Source organism: Mycobacterium sp. OAE908 (assembly GCF_017872775.1).
Classification (GTDB): domain Bacteria; phylum Actinomycetota; class Actinomycetes; order Mycobacteriales; family Mycobacteriaceae; genus Mycobacterium.
Window position 1 is genome coordinate 3,780,243 of record NZ_JAGGJL010000001.1, and the last position, 14,034, is coordinate 3,794,276.

Below are 14,034 nucleotides of genomic sequence, written 5' to 3' on the forward strand. Positions count from 1 at the left end.
CCAATTCACAGCTATCCGCCGTTGAGCCTGTTCAGAACCGATTCGTGCAGTAGCCCGTTGGTCGCGACGGCGCTGCCGCCGTGCGGGCCCGCCACCCCGGTCAGGCTGGTGAACGCGCCGCCCGCTTCACGCACGACGATGTCGAGCGCGGCGAGGTCCCACAGCGACACCTCGGGCTCCGCGGCGATGTCGACAGCGCCCTCGGCGAGCAGGCAGTACGACAGGAAGTCGCCGTACGCGCGTACGCGCCAGACGATGTCGGTGAATTCGATGAAACGGTCGCGCCGCCCCAGTTCCGCCCATCCGGAAAGACTCGAGAACGACAGGCTGGCCGATTCGACGTCGGCCACCGACGACACCGCGATCCGTCGCGGTGCACCGCCCGCGAAGGACGTGAACGCGCCTTCGCCCGCGCCTGCCCACCAACGCCGTTGCAGCGCAGGAGCACTCGCGACTCCTGCGATCGGAACCCCGTCGTGCAGCAGCGCGATCAACGTCGCCCACACTGGGACCCCGCGCACGAAGTTCTTGGTGCCGTCGATCGGGTCGATCACCCACTGGCGTCCGGTGAAAACCGCTGTGCCGCCGAACTCCTCACCGAGCACCGCATCGTCGGGCCGCTCCGCCGACAGCGTGTCGCGCACCGCGCCTTCGACCGAGCGGTCCGCGTCGGTGACCGGAGTCAGGTCGGGTTTGGTGTCGATATGCAGATCCAGTGCGCCGAAGCGTTCCATCGTCAACGCATCGGCGTGGTCGGCCAGCCGCAACGCGAGTTCGACGTCATCCTGGATCGTGGTCATGGCAGCAGTCCTACCATGGCCCTGTGTTGGAGTTCGTGATCATCATCGTGCTCATCGGGGCCTTGGCCGCGCTCGCCGGACCCTGGATCATGCGGCGTCGCGGCGCAGGCGGGGACTGGGTGCACGGCAACCTGGTGGTCACCGGCGTCAGCCCGAAACCGGACGCCACCGGCGAACAGTTCGTCACGATCACCGGCGTGATCAACGGCCCCACGGTCGACGAGCACGTCGTCTACCAACAACTCGCGATCGACGTCAACGACTGGCCGAGCATGGGCCAGCTGTTCCCGGTGATGTATGCGCCGAACAACCCCGACCGATGGACGTTCGCGTAACGCGACGGCGTAGCTCACCCCGCCGAGTGTGGCCTTGATGCACACCTTCGGCGCCGATTGTGTGCGGGTAACCCACGTTCGCGCGAAAAGGGCTAGCCGTGGCCGATGCGCAGCAGGTCCGCGACGCTGGTCAGCTTGACGCGCGGGCGGCCATGGGGTTCGCCCGCTGAGCGCTCGTACTCGTCGATCAGCTTCCAGTGGTCGTCGGTGATCAACTTGGGCTGCCGCGACAGCAGCCACTCCACCAAGGTGTCCGGGTAATCCGCGTCGACCTCGGCGAGCTCCGCGCCTGCCAAGTCCGACAGCAGCGTGTCGACGGTCTCCTGCGAGTCCTTCTTATTGCTGCCGATCACGCCGGTGGGACCGCGCTTGATCCAACCGACGACGTACTCGTTGCGGCTGCCCTCGATCCGGCCGTCGGCATGCGGGATGGTGCCGCTGCGCTCATCGAACGGCAGGCCCGGCGTCGGCACGCCGCGGTAACCGACCGCGCGTACCACCAACTGCGCTGGCACCTCCTCGCGCTGACCGGTGTCCTTGGCAGTGATGCGACCGTCCTCGTCGACAAGTTCGTTGCGCCCCAACACGATTGATTCGACGCGCCCGTCACCCTTGATCTCGATCGGCGAGGTGCGGAACCGGAACACGATGCGACGCTTGGCGCCGCGAGGCTCGCGTTCGGCATAGCCGCGCAGCACCTTGATGTTGTTGCGGACGGTCTTACCCGCGGCCTCGACGTCCGCGTCGGAGATGTCGGCGAGGTCGGCCGGGTCGACGATCACGTCGACGTCGCCTAGGCCTTCCAGGTCACCGAGCTCGCGTAGTTCCAACGTCGTGAACGGGGCCTGCAGCGGCCCGCGCCGCCCGACGATGAGCACCTCTTCGACGCCGCGGTCGTGCAGCGACTGCAACGCATGATCGGCGATGTCGGTGCTCGCCAGCACGTCGGGATCGGTGACGAGGATTCGCGCCACGTCCAGTGCGACGTTCCCGTTGCCCACCACGACTGCGCGACCGCTCGACACGTCGGGCGCCATCTCCTCGAAGTGTGGGTGCGCGTTGTACCAGCCGACGAAGTCGACCGCGGCGACGCTGCCGGGCAGTTCCTCGCCGGGAATGCCCAGTGCCCGGTCGGACTGCGCGCCGACCGCGTATATCACCGCGTCGTAGCGCTCGGCCAGTTCGGAGGTCTGCACATGCTCGCCGACCACGATGTTGCCGAAGAACCGGAACCGCGGATCGAGCGCCGTCTTGTCGAACTGGGCGCTGATCGACTTGATCTTCGGATGGTCGGGCGCCACACCCGACCGAACCAGACCCCACGGGGTCGGCAGCATCTCCAGCATGTCGACGCGCACGTCGGCATCCTCGTTGGCGTCAGCGAACTTCAGAAGCGAGGCAGCGGCAAAGTAGCCCGAAGGCCCTGAGCCGACGATCGCGACGTGATATGGGCGCATATACAGCTTTCTGTCGCTGCCGAGCCACGCGCAAGGGGCTGTCGCGTCGTGGCCAGGCTGGTTACCAGTCCGACTTTAAACCGCCGGTACCCTGAACTCCCGTGGATCCTGACCGTCAAGCCGACATCGCTGCCCTCGACTCCACCTTGACCACGGTGGAGAGGGTGCTCGATGTCGACGGGCTGCGCGGTCGAATCGAAAAGCTCGAGCACGAGGCGTCCGACCCGAAGCTGTGGGACGACCAAGCCCGCGCTCAGAAGGTCACCAGCGAGTTGTCGCATACCCAGGGTGAGCTGCGCCGGGTCGAAGAACTCCGGCAGCGCCTCGACGACCTGCCCGTCATGTACGAGCTGGCCACCGAGGAAGCAGGCGCAGAAGGCGACAAGGCGCTGGTCGAAGCCGATGCCGAGCTCAAGAAGCTGCGCGAGGACATCGAGGCGATGGAAGTGCGCACGCTGCTGTCCGGTGAGTACGACGCGCGCGAGGCGCTGGTCAACATCCGCTCAGGCGCAGGCGGCGTCGACGCCGCCGACTGGGCCGAGATGTTGATGCGGATGTACATCCGCTGGGCGGAGGCGCACAAGTATCCGGTCGAGGTGTTCGACACGTCCTACGCCGAAGAGGCGGGGATCAAAAGCGCGACGTTCGCCGTGCACGCGCCGTACGCGTACGGGACGTTGTCGGTGGAGCAGGGCACCCATCGGCTGGTGCGCATCAGCCCGTTCGACAACCAGGGCCGCCGCCAGACATCGTTCGCCGAAGTCGAGGTGCTGCCGGTCACCGAGACCACCGACCACATCGACATTCCGGAAAGCGATGTGCGCGTTGACGTGTACCGCTCCAGCGGACCTGGCGGCCAGTCGGTGAACACCACTGACTCGGCGGTTCGACTCACGCACATCCCGACCGGTATCGTGGTGACTTGCCAGAACGAAAAGTCGCAGCTGCAGAACAAAGTTTCTGCGATGCGAGTGCTTCAGGCAAAGTTGTTGGAACGCAAGCGTTTAGAAGAACGTGCTGAGCTGGATGCGTTGAAGGGCGACGGCGGCAGTTCGTGGGGAAACCAGATGCGCTCCTACGTATTGCATCCGTACCAGATGGTGAAGGACCTGCGCACCGACTACGAAGTCGGCAATCCAGCGGCAGTACTGGACGGAGACATCGACGGGTTCCTCGAAGCGGGAATCCGGTGGCGCAACAGACGAGATGACGAATAGCACCGAATTAGCAATGAGTTTCGCCGACCGTTGGCATGGCTTTTGGGCCGGCAGCATCGGCGAATGGCTGCTTCTGCGCGGTGTGCCGATTGCGCTCTATCTGATCGGCGGTCTGCTCGCGGCCCGGTTCATCAACTGGTTGGCCAACCGCATCGTGCGCCGTATCGACGCCGAGTACCAGGAGAGCGACCAGCTGGTGCGCACCGAGAGTGCCAAGCATCGGCAAGCCGTGGCTTCGGTCATTTCCTGGGTATCGGTCGCGCTGCTGTTCGTCATCGTGACGGTGCAGGTCACCACGATTCTGGCGATTCCGGTCGGCTCGCTCGTCGCACCTGCCGCAGTGCTCGGCGCCGCGCTCGGTTTCGGCGCGCAGCGACTGGTGCAGGACCTGCTCTCGGGCTTCTTCATCATCACCGAGAAGCAGTACGGCTTCGGTGACCTGGTCTCCCTGACGGTGGCAGGCATCAACTCGCCCGCCGAGGGCACGGTCGAGGACGTGACGCTGCGCGTCACCAAGCTGCGCTCCACCGAGGGTGAGATGTACACGATCCCGAACGGCCAGATCGTGAAGACCGTCAACCTCTCGAAGGACTGGGCTCGCGCGGTCATCGACATCCCGGTGCCGACGTCGGCGGACCTCAATTTGGTGAACGACGTGCTGCACGGGGTAGCCGAGAAGGCGATGGAAGAACCCAGCCTCAACGCGCTGCTCCTGGATGCGCCCCAGCTGATGGGTGTGGAGAGCATCGAGTTGGACACCGTGAACCTGCGCATGGTGGCGCGCACGCTGCCCGGTAAGCAGTTCGAGGTGGGCCGCCGCATCCGGGTGTTGGTGGTCCGCGCACTGCGCCGCGCAGGCGTCGTGACGCCGGCCGACGGTCACACCCCGATGGTCGAGGCCATCGTGCATCCTGCGACCGCGGGCGGCGCCGAAGAATCGCAGGCCCCGCCGGAGCAGAAGCAGACATGAGGTCGTGGTTCACCGCCCGGCTCGGGCGGATGCGGGTCTCGACGATCGTGCTGATCGTCGTGTTCCTTGCGCTGTTCTGGGTGTATCACAACTTCGAGCCGGGGCCTGCGCGCACCGAAGCGCCGCCGACCGCGGTCGTCCCGCCCGGCTTCGTGCCCGACCCGAACTACACGTGGGTGCCCCGGACCAACGTGCGGCGGCCGAAGGAACCCGAGCCCACCACCACCACGACCACGACAACCACCACCACCAGCCCGACCGAGACCACGACGACGTCACCCGGGGAGACCACCAGCCCGACGTCGCCGACATCGTCCACGCCGACGACGACCGTCATCCCCGGTCCGTTGGGGCCACAGACCGTCACGCTGCCGCCCACCCTCACGCCGACGACACCGCCTGCGGCAGGCCTGGGACCGACGCCGACCACGCCGGCTGCGCCGAGCTGACGTTGAGCGGCCTTCGCTCGCGCCACCGCTACACTGGCGAGCCGTGATGATCACCCTCGACCACGTGTCAAAGCAGTACAAGTCGTCGGCCAGGCCGGCGCTCGACAACGTGTCACTCAAGATCGACAAGGGTGAATTCGTCTTCCTGATCGGGCCGTCGGGCTCGGGCAAGTCGACGTTCATGCGGCTGCTGCTGGCCGAGGAGCATCCGTCGGCCGGTGACATCCGGGTGTCCAAATTCCACGTCAACAAGCTTCGCGACCGCCACATCCCCGGCCTGCGCCAGGTGATCGGCTGCGTGTTCCAGGACTTCCGGCTGCTGCAGCAGAAGTCGGTCTTCGAGAACGTCGCGTTCGCGCTGGAAGTTATCGGCAAGCGTTCCGAGGTGATCAACCGGGTGGTGCCCGATGTGTTGGAGATGGTCGGGCTGTCCGGCAAGGCCAATCGGCTGCCCGGTGAGCTGTCGGGCGGCGAGCAGCAGCGCGTGGCCATCGCCCGCGCATTCGTCAACCGTCCGCTGGTGCTGTTGGCCGACGAGCCGACCGGAAATCTCGATCCGGAGACCAGTAAAGACATCATGGATCTGCTCGAGCGGATCAACCGCACCGGGACCACGGTGCTGATGGCCACACATGACCACCACATCGTTGACTCGATGCGTCAGCGCGTCGTCGAACTGGAGCTCGGCAGGCTCATCAGAGACGAGCAGCGCGGCGTCTACGGAATGGACCGCTAAGTGCGCTTCGGCTTCCTGATAAATGAAGTACTGACCGGCTTTCGTCGCAACGTCACCATGACGATTGCGATGATCCTGACCACGGCGATCTCCATCGGCCTGTTCGGCGGCGGGCTGCTGGTGGTGCGCCTGGCGGACAACTCCCGCAAGATCTACCTGGATCGGGTCGAAAGCCAGGTCTTCTTGACCAACGACGTCTCCGCGAACGACCCCACATGCGACGGCGACGCGTGTAAGGCCCTGCGCGCCAAGATCGAAGGTCGCGACGACGTGAAGTCGGTGCGGTTCTTGAATCGCGACGACGCCTACAACGATGCGATCAAGAAGTTCCCGCAATACAAGGACGTCGCGGGCAAAGAGGCGTTCCCGGCGTCGTTCATCGTCAAGCTCGACAACCCCGAACAGCACAAGGACTTCGACAAGGCGATGGTCGGCCAGCCGGGGGTGCTCAATGTGCTGAACCAAAAGGACTTGATCGACCGCTTGTTCGCGGTGCTCGATGGGCTGTCCAACGCCGCCTTCGCGGTGGCGCTAGTGCAGGCGGTCGGCGCAATCCTGTTGATAGCCAACATGGTTCAAGTCGCGGCGTACACCCGTCGCACCGAGATCGGCATCATGCGACTGGTTGGTGCCAGCCGGTGGTACACGCAGTTGCCGTTCCTGGTCGAGGCGATGCTGGCGGCGTTCATCGGCGTGGTCATTTCGATCATCGGCCTGGTCGTTGTTCGCGCAATGTTCCTGGAGAATGCGCTCAACCAGTTTTATCAAGCGAATCTGATCGCCAGGATCGACTACGCTGACATCCTCTATATCGCTCCGATCTTGCTGTTCGTCGGCGTGGCGATGGCAGGCGTCACCGGCTACGTCACGCTACGGCTCTACGTCCGAAGATAGCCATGGCAAAGAAAGCCGACCCGACGAGGTCAAGCAACAACAGAGTTGTCGCGACGAATCGCAAAGCGCGGCACAACTATTCGATCCTCGATACCTACGAAGCGGGCATCCAGTTAGTGGGTACCGAGGTGAAGAGCCTGCGCGACGGCCAGGCCTCGCTGGCCGATGCGTTCGCCACCGTCGACGACGGCGAGATCTGGCTGCGCAATCTACACATCCCCGAGTATCACCACGGCAGCTGGACCAACCACCCGCCGCGGCGCAACCGCAAACTTCTGTTGCACCGCAAGCAGATTGACAACCTGGTCGGCAAGATCAGGGACGGCAACCTGACGCTGGTGCCGCTGTCGCTGTACTTTTCCGAGGGCAAGGTGAAGGTCGAACTTGCGTTGGCCCGCGGTAAGCAGGCGCACGACAAGCGCCAAGACATGGCGCGACGCGACGCACAGCGTGAAGTGACGCGCGAGTTGGGTCGGCGTGCCAAGGGCATGAGCTGACGGGCTTAGCAGGCCCAGTCCTCGCGCTGTTGTCGGCGTTCGGTTACGGCATCAGCGATTTCATCGGCGGTCTGGCGTCGCGGCGAGTGGCGGCGCTGCGCGTCGTACTGGTGTCCTATCCGATCGCGCTGGTGGTGCTGACCGTCCTGGCCTCTCTCGTCGGCGGAGAGATCGACCAGCGGGCGGTGTTCTGGGGTGCGCTGTGCGGTGTCTCCCAGGCGTTCGGCATCTGGTGGTTTTACGCGGCGCTCGGTTCGGGCCCGATCTCGATGGTGTCGCCGCTGACGGCGATTCTGGTGGCGGGCATCCCCGTCGGCGCCGGGTTGGTGCTGGGGGAGCGGCCGAGTCCTGTCGCCGCGGTCGGAGTGGTGCTGGCTTTGGTGGCGGTGGTGTTGGTCTCGCGGGAGACAACGGACAAGGACGTCACGCCGCACAAGTTCACGGCCAAGGTGGCGTGGATGACGGTCGGGTCTGGCATCGCATTCGGGCTGAACTTCGTGCTGATTCATCAGGCGCCGGTGGCTGCCAAGCTGTGGCCGCTGGTCTTCGCTCGCTTATCGGCCAGCGTGCTGGTCTTGATCATCGCCGCAGTGAGCGCAAACCTGCGGCCGCCGAGCGGAACGCCACTTCGGCTCGCGGTGTTAGCGGCGCTGCTCGATGCGGGTGCCAACGTCGCGATGTTGCTGGCTCTGCACGCCTCCTATCTGTCGCTGGCCGGCGTGCTGATGTCGCTGTACCCCGCCGCGACGGTGCTGTTGGCGATCGTGGTGCTGCGCGAACGAGTGACGCGCTGGCAGGCGGCCGGGATGGTGTTGGCACTCGGGGCCGTCGCGATGATCGCCACCGGCTGACCAGCCCCGCGAGCGCCAACTACCGCGAGCGTGCGCGTCTGCACGTCGACACGCCGCGTTTGGCGAGCATTTCGCGCACGCTCGCCAGCCGCGAGCGGCCTAGCATCGGACGTATGACCCTCTTCTACGAGGTGCTGCTGGTTCTAATCACCCTTGTCATCACGTGGTTCGCGGCATACGTCGTTTATCGACTGCTAACCGACGACTCTTGAGCACGGGGGGACCCTCACCATCCCTCTGAGCCGGCTACTCCTTTGAACGGGCCCACCACCCGGCTCGTGATCCAGCCACCGTAGAAGCCGCCCGGTTGCGGGATCACCTGCTCGCCGTTGACCGTGCACCGATCGACGAGCGCGGCCATCACGGCGACGGCGCCGGCGATGACGCGAAATGCGGGCGACGGATTCGCGTAGCTCCACGCAGCGCGTGGCGCAGTCTTCGCCGGGGTCACCAGGTCGTAGTAGTTGGCGTGGCCCTTCCATTCACACCACGACGAGCCTGTGGCGGGCCGCAACGCGTCTTCGGCGAAACTGGCCGGCGGCAGGTAGTAGGTGGGTGGGTGACTTGTCTCCAGCACTCGCCAGGCGCGAGCGGCGATAGCGATGGGCTGGTCACCCAGCTCGATCGTGATCGAGCCGACGAACTCTTCCACGCGTGGCGGCCGCGGGTAATCCCACACCGACTCCTGGCCGGCCTCGGCGGGCTCCGGCTTCGGCATCAGGGCCATCGCAATCTCTCTCCTCACGTCCATTTCGCCTTTTTGCCGCATCGTCGTTCGAAGGGGATTCGTCGCGGCGTGGGGTTCGGATGGTAGTGACGCAATCCATGCGCGCGGGTGCGTCGCGACCGCTACGTTCGGCCAGGTGAGCCCGCGCCCCGTGACAACCCTCGACAAATCCGATGTACTTGCCGGCCTGTTCGCCGTGTGGGACGAGATCGACGGGGTGCTCGCCGATCTGGACGACGAGCAGTGGCAGGCTCAGACCCCGCTGCCGGGCTGGACCGTCCACGATGTGACGGCCCACCTGATCGGCGCGGAGTCGATGCTGCAGGGTGTTGCGACGCCGGATGTCGACATCGACATCTCGACGCTCGAACACGTCTGCAATGACATCGGCGTGCTGAACGAGCGGTGGATTCTCAAGTTCCGCGGCAGCAGCCCAGCCGACCTGCTCGACCGTTTTCGCAGCACGACTGCCAAGCGCCGCGAGCAGTTGACGGCAATGAGCGAGTCCGACTGGAACGAGGTCATCCTGACGCCCGCCGGTCCCGACACATACGGCCGGTTCATGCGGGTGCGCGACTTCGACTGCTGGATGCATCTGCAGGACATTCGCGATGCGCTTGGTCAACCTGCCGCGGACTCCACCGGACGGGCGTCGCGGCTGGCCCTCGACGAGATGACGGCGAGCATGGGGTTCGTCGTCGGCAAGCTCGGCGGTGCACCGGAGGGATCGCGGGTGGCCATCGTCCTGACCGGGCCGCTGGCCCGGACGATCAACGTCGCCGTCGACGGCAGGGCCAAGGTGGTCGACGACTTCGGCGGTCAGGAGCCGACGGCGACGATCACGCTCGATGGCCTGCTGTTCACCCGGTTGGCGGGCGGTCGGCAAGCCGTCGACCACGACGCGGTCACCTACAGCGGCGACGAAGCGGTTGGACGGCGGATCGTCGAGCACCTCAAATTCGTGATCTAGCTGGGATTATTTACTCGCTGGCCTTTGTTGTACCGCCCGGTAGAATGAGATGTCCTGCCGAACGTCGGCGGGGATGCGAGGGGCTGAACGGTTTCGACTTCGCGCATCGAATCAAGGGAAGCGTGCCGGTGCAGGCAAGAGACCACCGTAAGCGTCGTTGCAACCAATTAAGCGCCGATACAAATCGCGCTGACTACGCTCTCGCTGCCTAAGCGATAGCTGGTCCGTCAGACCGGGAACGCCCTCGACCCGGACCCTGGCGTCGTCTAGAGGGATCAACCGATGAGTTCGGTCGCGGAACGCATCGGGAAATCAAACAGCGACTGGGATCGTCATCCTGACTTGTTCGCGTGATCAGGAGATCCGAGTAGAGACATAGCGAACTGCGCACGGAGAAGCCTCGAGGGAATGCCGTAGGACCCGGGTTCGATTCCCGGCAGCTCCACAAGAGAAAGACAGGTCAGGCCGAAAGGCCTGGCCTGTTTCTTTTTTGTCCGCGGGATCCTTACCCGGCGGATAGGAAACCCTCCCCCTGAGCCAGGGGATTCTGGCTGTCCGGCCATTACCAGGGCGTTCGCTGAGCACGACTATTGGAGCAGCGGGAAACAGCCGAGTAGGGCCGAAGATTCGGCCAATACGCATACCAACCCCGCACCGAAGGGCCACTCGACCAACCCGCGCCTCACGACCGGGGAGCGACTACCTACAGGAGAAATCATGACAATCACCAACAAGGTCTGTCCGAGCCGGCGAGGCCGGACCAACGCCGCCATCCTGCTGGCTGCGGCCGCGACCGTCGCCGGCTTGGTCGGCACCGCCGCACCCGCGAATGCAGCAGACCAGTACGTCGCACTGGCACTCGGGTACATCAACGAGAACCCGCCAGTCACGATGGCCGGAGGCTCATCGATCGCCGGCACCCAGGATGCCGCCGCTCAGGGTGCGCTCACCAACTGTGTCAACAACGGTGGCAGCCACTGCGTCACCGTCGTCATCGGCACAAATGAGTGCGCAGCGGCCGCCTCGAACAACTACGGCGAAGAGGTCGGGGCGAAAGGCTCGACTGTTGCCGCCGCCTCGAGCGCCGCTCTGGGCATGCTGCAGAACCAGACGGGCGCGAAGGTCATCGTGTCGGGTTGCTCGAACGGATCCACGACTCCGCCGCCGCCGCCGATCGATCCGCCGCAACCCCCCGCGCCCAAGCTGGGGCCGACGGTCTCGTTCAAGACGATCCTGGGTGGTCTTCAGGCTCACATCACCGACCGCAGCGGAGTGCCGTCGCAGTGCACCTACGCGACGGACAACGTGAACCGCAGCTTCGCGCTGGCGGCCAACTCCTCGTACGACCTGAGGATTGTTCCGGCCGTCCCGCAGTTCCGGAACTGGACCGTCACGATCACCTGTGACAACGGCACCAGCACGACGGCGACGACATACTTCTGATCCGCAGTCGCCCTTAACCCGATCCGCCCGGGCCGTCATGTGACGGTCCGGGCGGTATCGGGTTTTCTGTTGTTGCCGTCAACACCTTTCACGTTGCGGCTATGTCAAAGTCGAGAGTGCCAGCACGCCCGTCAATTACGCTCATGTCATGCCAGAAACTGCGTACGCTACCTGCGGCGATCTCAGCCTGGCATACCAAGTGTTCGGCGAGGGGCCGATCGAGCTCGTCGTCGGTGGATCCTTCGCCAGCCACATCGAGCTGTATTGGACGATGCCTGAATTCGTGGCCTTCTTCGAGCGGCTCTCCACGTTCTGTCGCATCCTTTTGTTCGATAAGGCCGGCGCGGGACTGTCGGACCCGGTGCCGCAAATTCCCACGCTCGATGATCGAGCGGCCGAGATCGAATCTGTGATGGACACCGTCGGCTTCGAAAAGGCGGTCCTCTTCGGGGCGAGTGAGGGCGGCCCGGCCTCCATCTTCTTCGCTGCAACACGACCGGAGCGAACCCGGGCATTGATTCTCACCGGCACCTCCGCGTAGGCATTCGCCGATGGCTGGGATGACTTGGACTGTGAGCCGGCCGAGGTGCGGGCACGCCTTCTGCCCGAGCTGGGTGCGGATTACACGCCCTCGATGCAGCAACTGGTCCGCTGGCAGGATTGGTGCCGCGCCGCCGTCTCGACGTGGGGCAGTGGCGAGGCGGCCAAGGGCCTGCTGCCGTCGGTGCGCTCGATACGCCTGCTGGCAATGGTGGAGCGAATGAGCGCCAGCCCCGGGATGGCGCGTGCGGCAATGGAAGCGATGTTCCGGATGGATGTGCGCCCGATCCTGCCGACGATCAGCGTGCCGACCCTGATCATCCATGCGCGCGACGAGGTCGTTCCGGTGCAGTGTGGCCGTTACATCGCCGACCACATCCCCGGTGCGCGGATGCTAGAAGTCGAGGGCAGCGACCACGCGCCCTGGCTCGCCGATCCCGACAAGGTCCTGACCGAAGTCGAGGAGTTCCTCACCGGCAGCCATACCGCGCCGTCGCCGATGCGTCGCGCCCTGCGCACCGTGTTGTTCACCGACATCGTCGGCTCCACGCAACGCGCCGCGAACGCCGGAGACGAACGGTGGCGTGCGGTGCTGCTCCGCTTTCGTGAGACGACGGCAGCGCTGACCGAACAGTTCGGCGGCTCCGTGGTCGAGGCCACCGGCGACGAACATCTCATGACGTTCGACGGCCCGACGCATGCGATCCGCTGCGCCGAAGCGTTGCATGCTGACGCCGAGAGACTCGGTGTCGAGATCCGTGCGGGCATTCACACCGGCGAGTGCGAACTGCTCGACAACAAGATCGGCGGAATCGCAGTACACATCGCGGCGCGAATTCTCGAGCAGGCCGGCGCCGGGGAGATCCTCGTCTCCCGCACAGTTCGTGACCTGGTCGTTGGCTCGGGCACGGGCTTCGAGGACCGCGGCACTCTGGAACTGCGTGGGGTGCCCGGCACCTGGAAATTACTGGCGGTCGATCGCAACGGGCCTCCGGTGGGATCGGCCGAGGCCGAGTTGGTGTCAACTCCGACCCCCAGCGCTCGCACCGCGATGCGCCGCTCAGACCGCGCCGTGGCCGCGATGGCCAGGCGCACACCGTGGATCTTGCGCGGAATGGCTCGCCTCGCTCCGGCCACCGGCCGCGGCCCAGCACCTACGCCAGTCAGCGCGCTCGACGCTTGAACTTGCCCTCTCGGCCCGCCACCTGGCCGAGCGTGAGAAGGCCAACTATGTTGTTGGTGTGAAAGGCGTGTTCGTATCGATCGTCGTCGCGGCAGCCGCGTCGTTGGCGTTGGCAGGAACGGCAGGCGCCGATGCTAACGACGACAACTACCTCGGTTTGATCAATGCCAGCGGATTGGGTTGTGGCCAAGGGCCTTTCGCCTGTCCCACCGGAGACAGCGACATGATTCAGATCGGGCGTGCGATCTGCAGGCAACTCACGCATGGGAATTCGTCGCTGGCGGTGTCACAACAGATCCTTCGCCAGAAGCCCGGCGTACAGCCCGACCTGGTGGTCCGCCTGGTCGCCATTGCGAAGACTGCTTACTGCCCGACCTGAGGGTTCGGCAGATCAGCGGGTAAAAAGCGAAAAGAATTGGTGTGACGGATCATCGGCACCAGGGCTGCCCTGGAGGGTGCCGCGGGTAATCGGGTGGCTCAGATCGACCGACGACGGATCGTTCAGGTGTGCCCAGTCGGTCACGATCGTCCGCTCGATGATTTTCCAGACGTCGTCCCGCTTTTCGTACTTGTCGAGATAGCGCCCACCGACGATCACATCGACGTCCCTATCGCCCGCCCCGAAAGTGTGCGTTGCGATCGTGTAGATCTCGCCCTCGGCACGGTTGCCGTCGATGACGAAGTTCACGGTGGTGACATTGTGTTGCATCGACCGGATGTGCGGGCGCGAGGCTTCCAGCGTCTTGAGGAACTCGTCGACGGACCCCGACGAAATCTGGCCGTGGGCGTCCACCGCCTCCCGGTGGTAGAGCTCTTGCAGGGTCGCGAAGTCGCCGCGGTCGACCGCGCGGCAGTAGGTATGGACGAGCTTGCGCAGCGCAAACTCATCGAGCATCTCCTGCAGCAGGGACTCAGACGCGGTCATCACGACAGTCAAGCAGCACAGCCGGACCGACCCGTCGGCG

15 protein-coding genes, 1 other RNA gene and 1 pseudogene are annotated in these 14,034 nt (G+C 65.0%); 13 read left to right on the plus strand and 4 right to left on the minus strand.

Annotated features, from left to right (window positions below; genetic code table 11):
- Positions 1 to 11: 11 nt before the first annotated feature.
- Entirely contained in the window at positions 12 to 800 is a 789-nt protein-coding gene (hisN, locus tag J3E61_RS18605; protein WP_210084526.1) for a histidinol-phosphatase, read from the minus strand.
- 23 nt (positions 801 to 823) lie between these two features.
- Between hisN and J3E61_RS18610 the strand changes: the two genes are divergently transcribed.
- Positions 824 to 1,135: a hypothetical protein gene (locus tag J3E61_RS18610; protein WP_192721553.1), complete on the plus strand. Its 312-nt coding sequence runs from the start codon at positions 824 to 826 to the stop codon at positions 1,133 to 1,135.
- Positions 1,136 to 1,227: 92 nt separating this feature from the next.
- Here the strand turns inward: J3E61_RS18610 and J3E61_RS18615 are convergent, their stop codons facing one another.
- Positions 1,228 to 2,592: an FAD-dependent oxidoreductase gene (locus J3E61_RS18615; protein WP_192721552.1), complete on the minus strand. Its 1,365-nt coding sequence runs from the start codon at positions 2,590 to 2,592 to the stop codon at positions 1,228 to 1,230.
- A gap of 101 nt (positions 2,593 to 2,693) precedes the next feature.
- Between J3E61_RS18615 and prfB the strand changes: the two genes are divergently transcribed.
- From prfB to J3E61_RS18650, 7 genes are read left to right on the plus strand one after another with little or no spacing between them, the layout of a single operon-like run.
- Positions 2,694 to 3,809, plus strand: a complete 1,116-nt coding sequence (prfB, locus tag J3E61_RS18620; RefSeq protein WP_210084527.1) for a peptide chain release factor 2 — start codon at positions 2,694 to 2,696, stop codon at positions 3,807 to 3,809.
- On the plus strand, positions 3,799 to 4,779 hold the full coding sequence (locus J3E61_RS18625; protein ID WP_192721550.1) for a mechanosensitive ion channel: 981 nt from the start codon (positions 3,799 to 3,801) through the stop codon (positions 4,777 to 4,779). Before prfB ends, J3E61_RS18625 begins: the two co-directional genes overlap by 11 nt.
- Complete coding sequence (locus J3E61_RS18630) at positions 4,776 to 5,228, plus strand: hypothetical protein (RefSeq protein ID WP_192721549.1); 453 nt, start codon at positions 4,776 to 4,778, stop codon at positions 5,226 to 5,228. Before J3E61_RS18625 ends, J3E61_RS18630 begins: the two co-directional genes overlap by 4 nt.
- Before the next feature lie 46 nt (positions 5,229 to 5,274).
- Positions 5,275 to 5,964 (plus strand): cell division ATP-binding protein FtsE, encoded by a 690-nt coding sequence (gene ftsE, locus J3E61_RS18635; protein WP_192722424.1) that lies wholly within the window; start codon positions 5,275 to 5,277, stop codon positions 5,962 to 5,964.
- Positions 5,965 to 6,858, plus strand: a complete 894-nt coding sequence (ftsX, locus tag J3E61_RS18640) for a permease-like cell division protein FtsX (protein WP_192721548.1) — start codon at positions 5,965 to 5,967, stop codon at positions 6,856 to 6,858.
- 2 nt (positions 6,859 to 6,860) lie between these two features.
- The gene (smpB, locus tag J3E61_RS18645; RefSeq protein ID WP_192721547.1) at positions 6,861 to 7,355 is read left to right on the plus strand and encodes an SsrA-binding protein SmpB; all 495 of its coding nucleotides are present in this window, start codon (positions 6,861 to 6,863) and stop codon (positions 7,353 to 7,355) included.
- Positions 7,356 to 7,381: 26 nt separating this feature from the next.
- Entirely contained in the window at positions 7,382 to 8,206 is an 825-nt protein-coding gene (locus tag J3E61_RS18650; protein ID WP_192722423.1) for an EamA family transporter, read from the plus strand.
- Positions 8,207 to 8,432: 226 nt separating this feature from the next.
- Here J3E61_RS18650 and J3E61_RS18655 read toward each other — a convergent pair whose 3' ends face one another.
- A complete protein-coding gene (locus tag J3E61_RS18655) occupies positions 8,433 to 8,933 on the minus strand; it encodes a DUF427 domain-containing protein (protein ID WP_210085615.1) in 501 nt (166 codons plus the stop codon).
- A gap of 136 nt (positions 8,934 to 9,069) precedes the next feature.
- Here J3E61_RS18655 and J3E61_RS18660 point away from each other — a divergent pair, with 136 nt between their 5' ends.
- From J3E61_RS18660 to J3E61_RS18680, 5 genes and pseudogenes are all read left to right on the plus strand, one after another.
- On the plus strand, positions 9,070 to 9,903 hold the full coding sequence (locus tag J3E61_RS18660; protein WP_210084528.1) for a maleylpyruvate isomerase family mycothiol-dependent enzyme: 834 nt from the start codon (positions 9,070 to 9,072) through the stop codon (positions 9,901 to 9,903).
- Between the two features lie 79 nt (positions 9,904 to 9,982).
- Positions 9,983 to 10,351: a transfer-messenger RNA gene (gene ssrA, locus J3E61_RS18665) on the plus strand.
- Between the two features lie 269 nt (positions 10,352 to 10,620).
- The gene (locus J3E61_RS18670; RefSeq protein WP_210084529.1) at positions 10,621 to 11,346 is read left to right on the plus strand and encodes a DUF4189 domain-containing protein; all 726 of its coding nucleotides are present in this window, start codon (positions 10,621 to 10,623) and stop codon (positions 11,344 to 11,346) included.
- A gap of 148 nt (positions 11,347 to 11,494) precedes the next feature.
- A pseudogene (locus J3E61_RS18675) lies at positions 11,495 to 13,069 on the plus strand (adenylate/guanylate cyclase domain-containing protein).
- A 58-nt stretch (positions 13,070 to 13,127) separates the two neighbouring features.
- Complete coding sequence (locus J3E61_RS18680) at positions 13,128 to 13,448, plus strand: DUF732 domain-containing protein (protein WP_192721544.1); 321 nt, start codon at positions 13,128 to 13,130, stop codon at positions 13,446 to 13,448.
- Between the two features lie 12 nt (positions 13,449 to 13,460).
- On the opposite strand, the gene J3E61_RS18685 is transcribed toward J3E61_RS18680, so the two are convergent.
- Positions 13,461 to 13,994: a nuclear transport factor 2 family protein gene (locus J3E61_RS18685; RefSeq protein ID WP_192722420.1), complete on the minus strand. Its 534-nt coding sequence runs from the start codon at positions 13,992 to 13,994 to the stop codon at positions 13,461 to 13,463.
- Between the last annotated feature and the right edge of the window lie 40 nt (positions 13,995 to 14,034).

Excerpts from the sequence above, each read along its gene's own strand:
- hisN (WP_210084526.1), bottom strand. The coding sequence starts at position 800 with ATGACCACGATCCAGGATGACGTCGAACTCGCGTTGCGGCTGGCCGAC.
- J3E61_RS18615 (WP_192721552.1), bottom strand. The coding sequence starts at position 2,592 with ATGCGCCCATATCACGTCGCGATCGTCGGCTCAGGGCCTTCGGGCTAC.
- J3E61_RS18625 (WP_192721550.1), top strand. The coding sequence starts at position 3,799 with ATGACGAATAGCACCGAATTAGCAATGAGTTTCGCCGACCGTTGGCAT.
- J3E61_RS18630 (WP_192721549.1), top strand. The coding sequence starts at position 4,776 with ATGAGGTCGTGGTTCACCGCCCGGCTCGGGCGGATGCGGGTCTCGACG.
- ftsE (WP_192722424.1), top strand. The coding sequence starts at position 5,275 with ATGATCACCCTCGACCACGTGTCAAAGCAGTACAAGTCGTCGGCCAGG.
- smpB (WP_192721547.1), top strand. The coding sequence starts at position 6,861 with ATGGCAAAGAAAGCCGACCCGACGAGGTCAAGCAACAACAGAGTTGTC.
- J3E61_RS18655 (WP_210085615.1), bottom strand. The coding sequence starts at position 8,933 with ATGGCCCTGATGCCGAAGCCGGAGCCCGCCGAGGCCGGCCAGGAGTCG.
- J3E61_RS18670 (WP_210084529.1), top strand. The coding sequence starts at position 10,621 with ATGACAATCACCAACAAGGTCTGTCCGAGCCGGCGAGGCCGGACCAAC.
- J3E61_RS18685 (WP_192722420.1), bottom strand. The coding sequence starts at position 13,994 with ATGACCGCGTCTGAGTCCCTGCTGCAGGAGATGCTCGATGAGTTTGCG.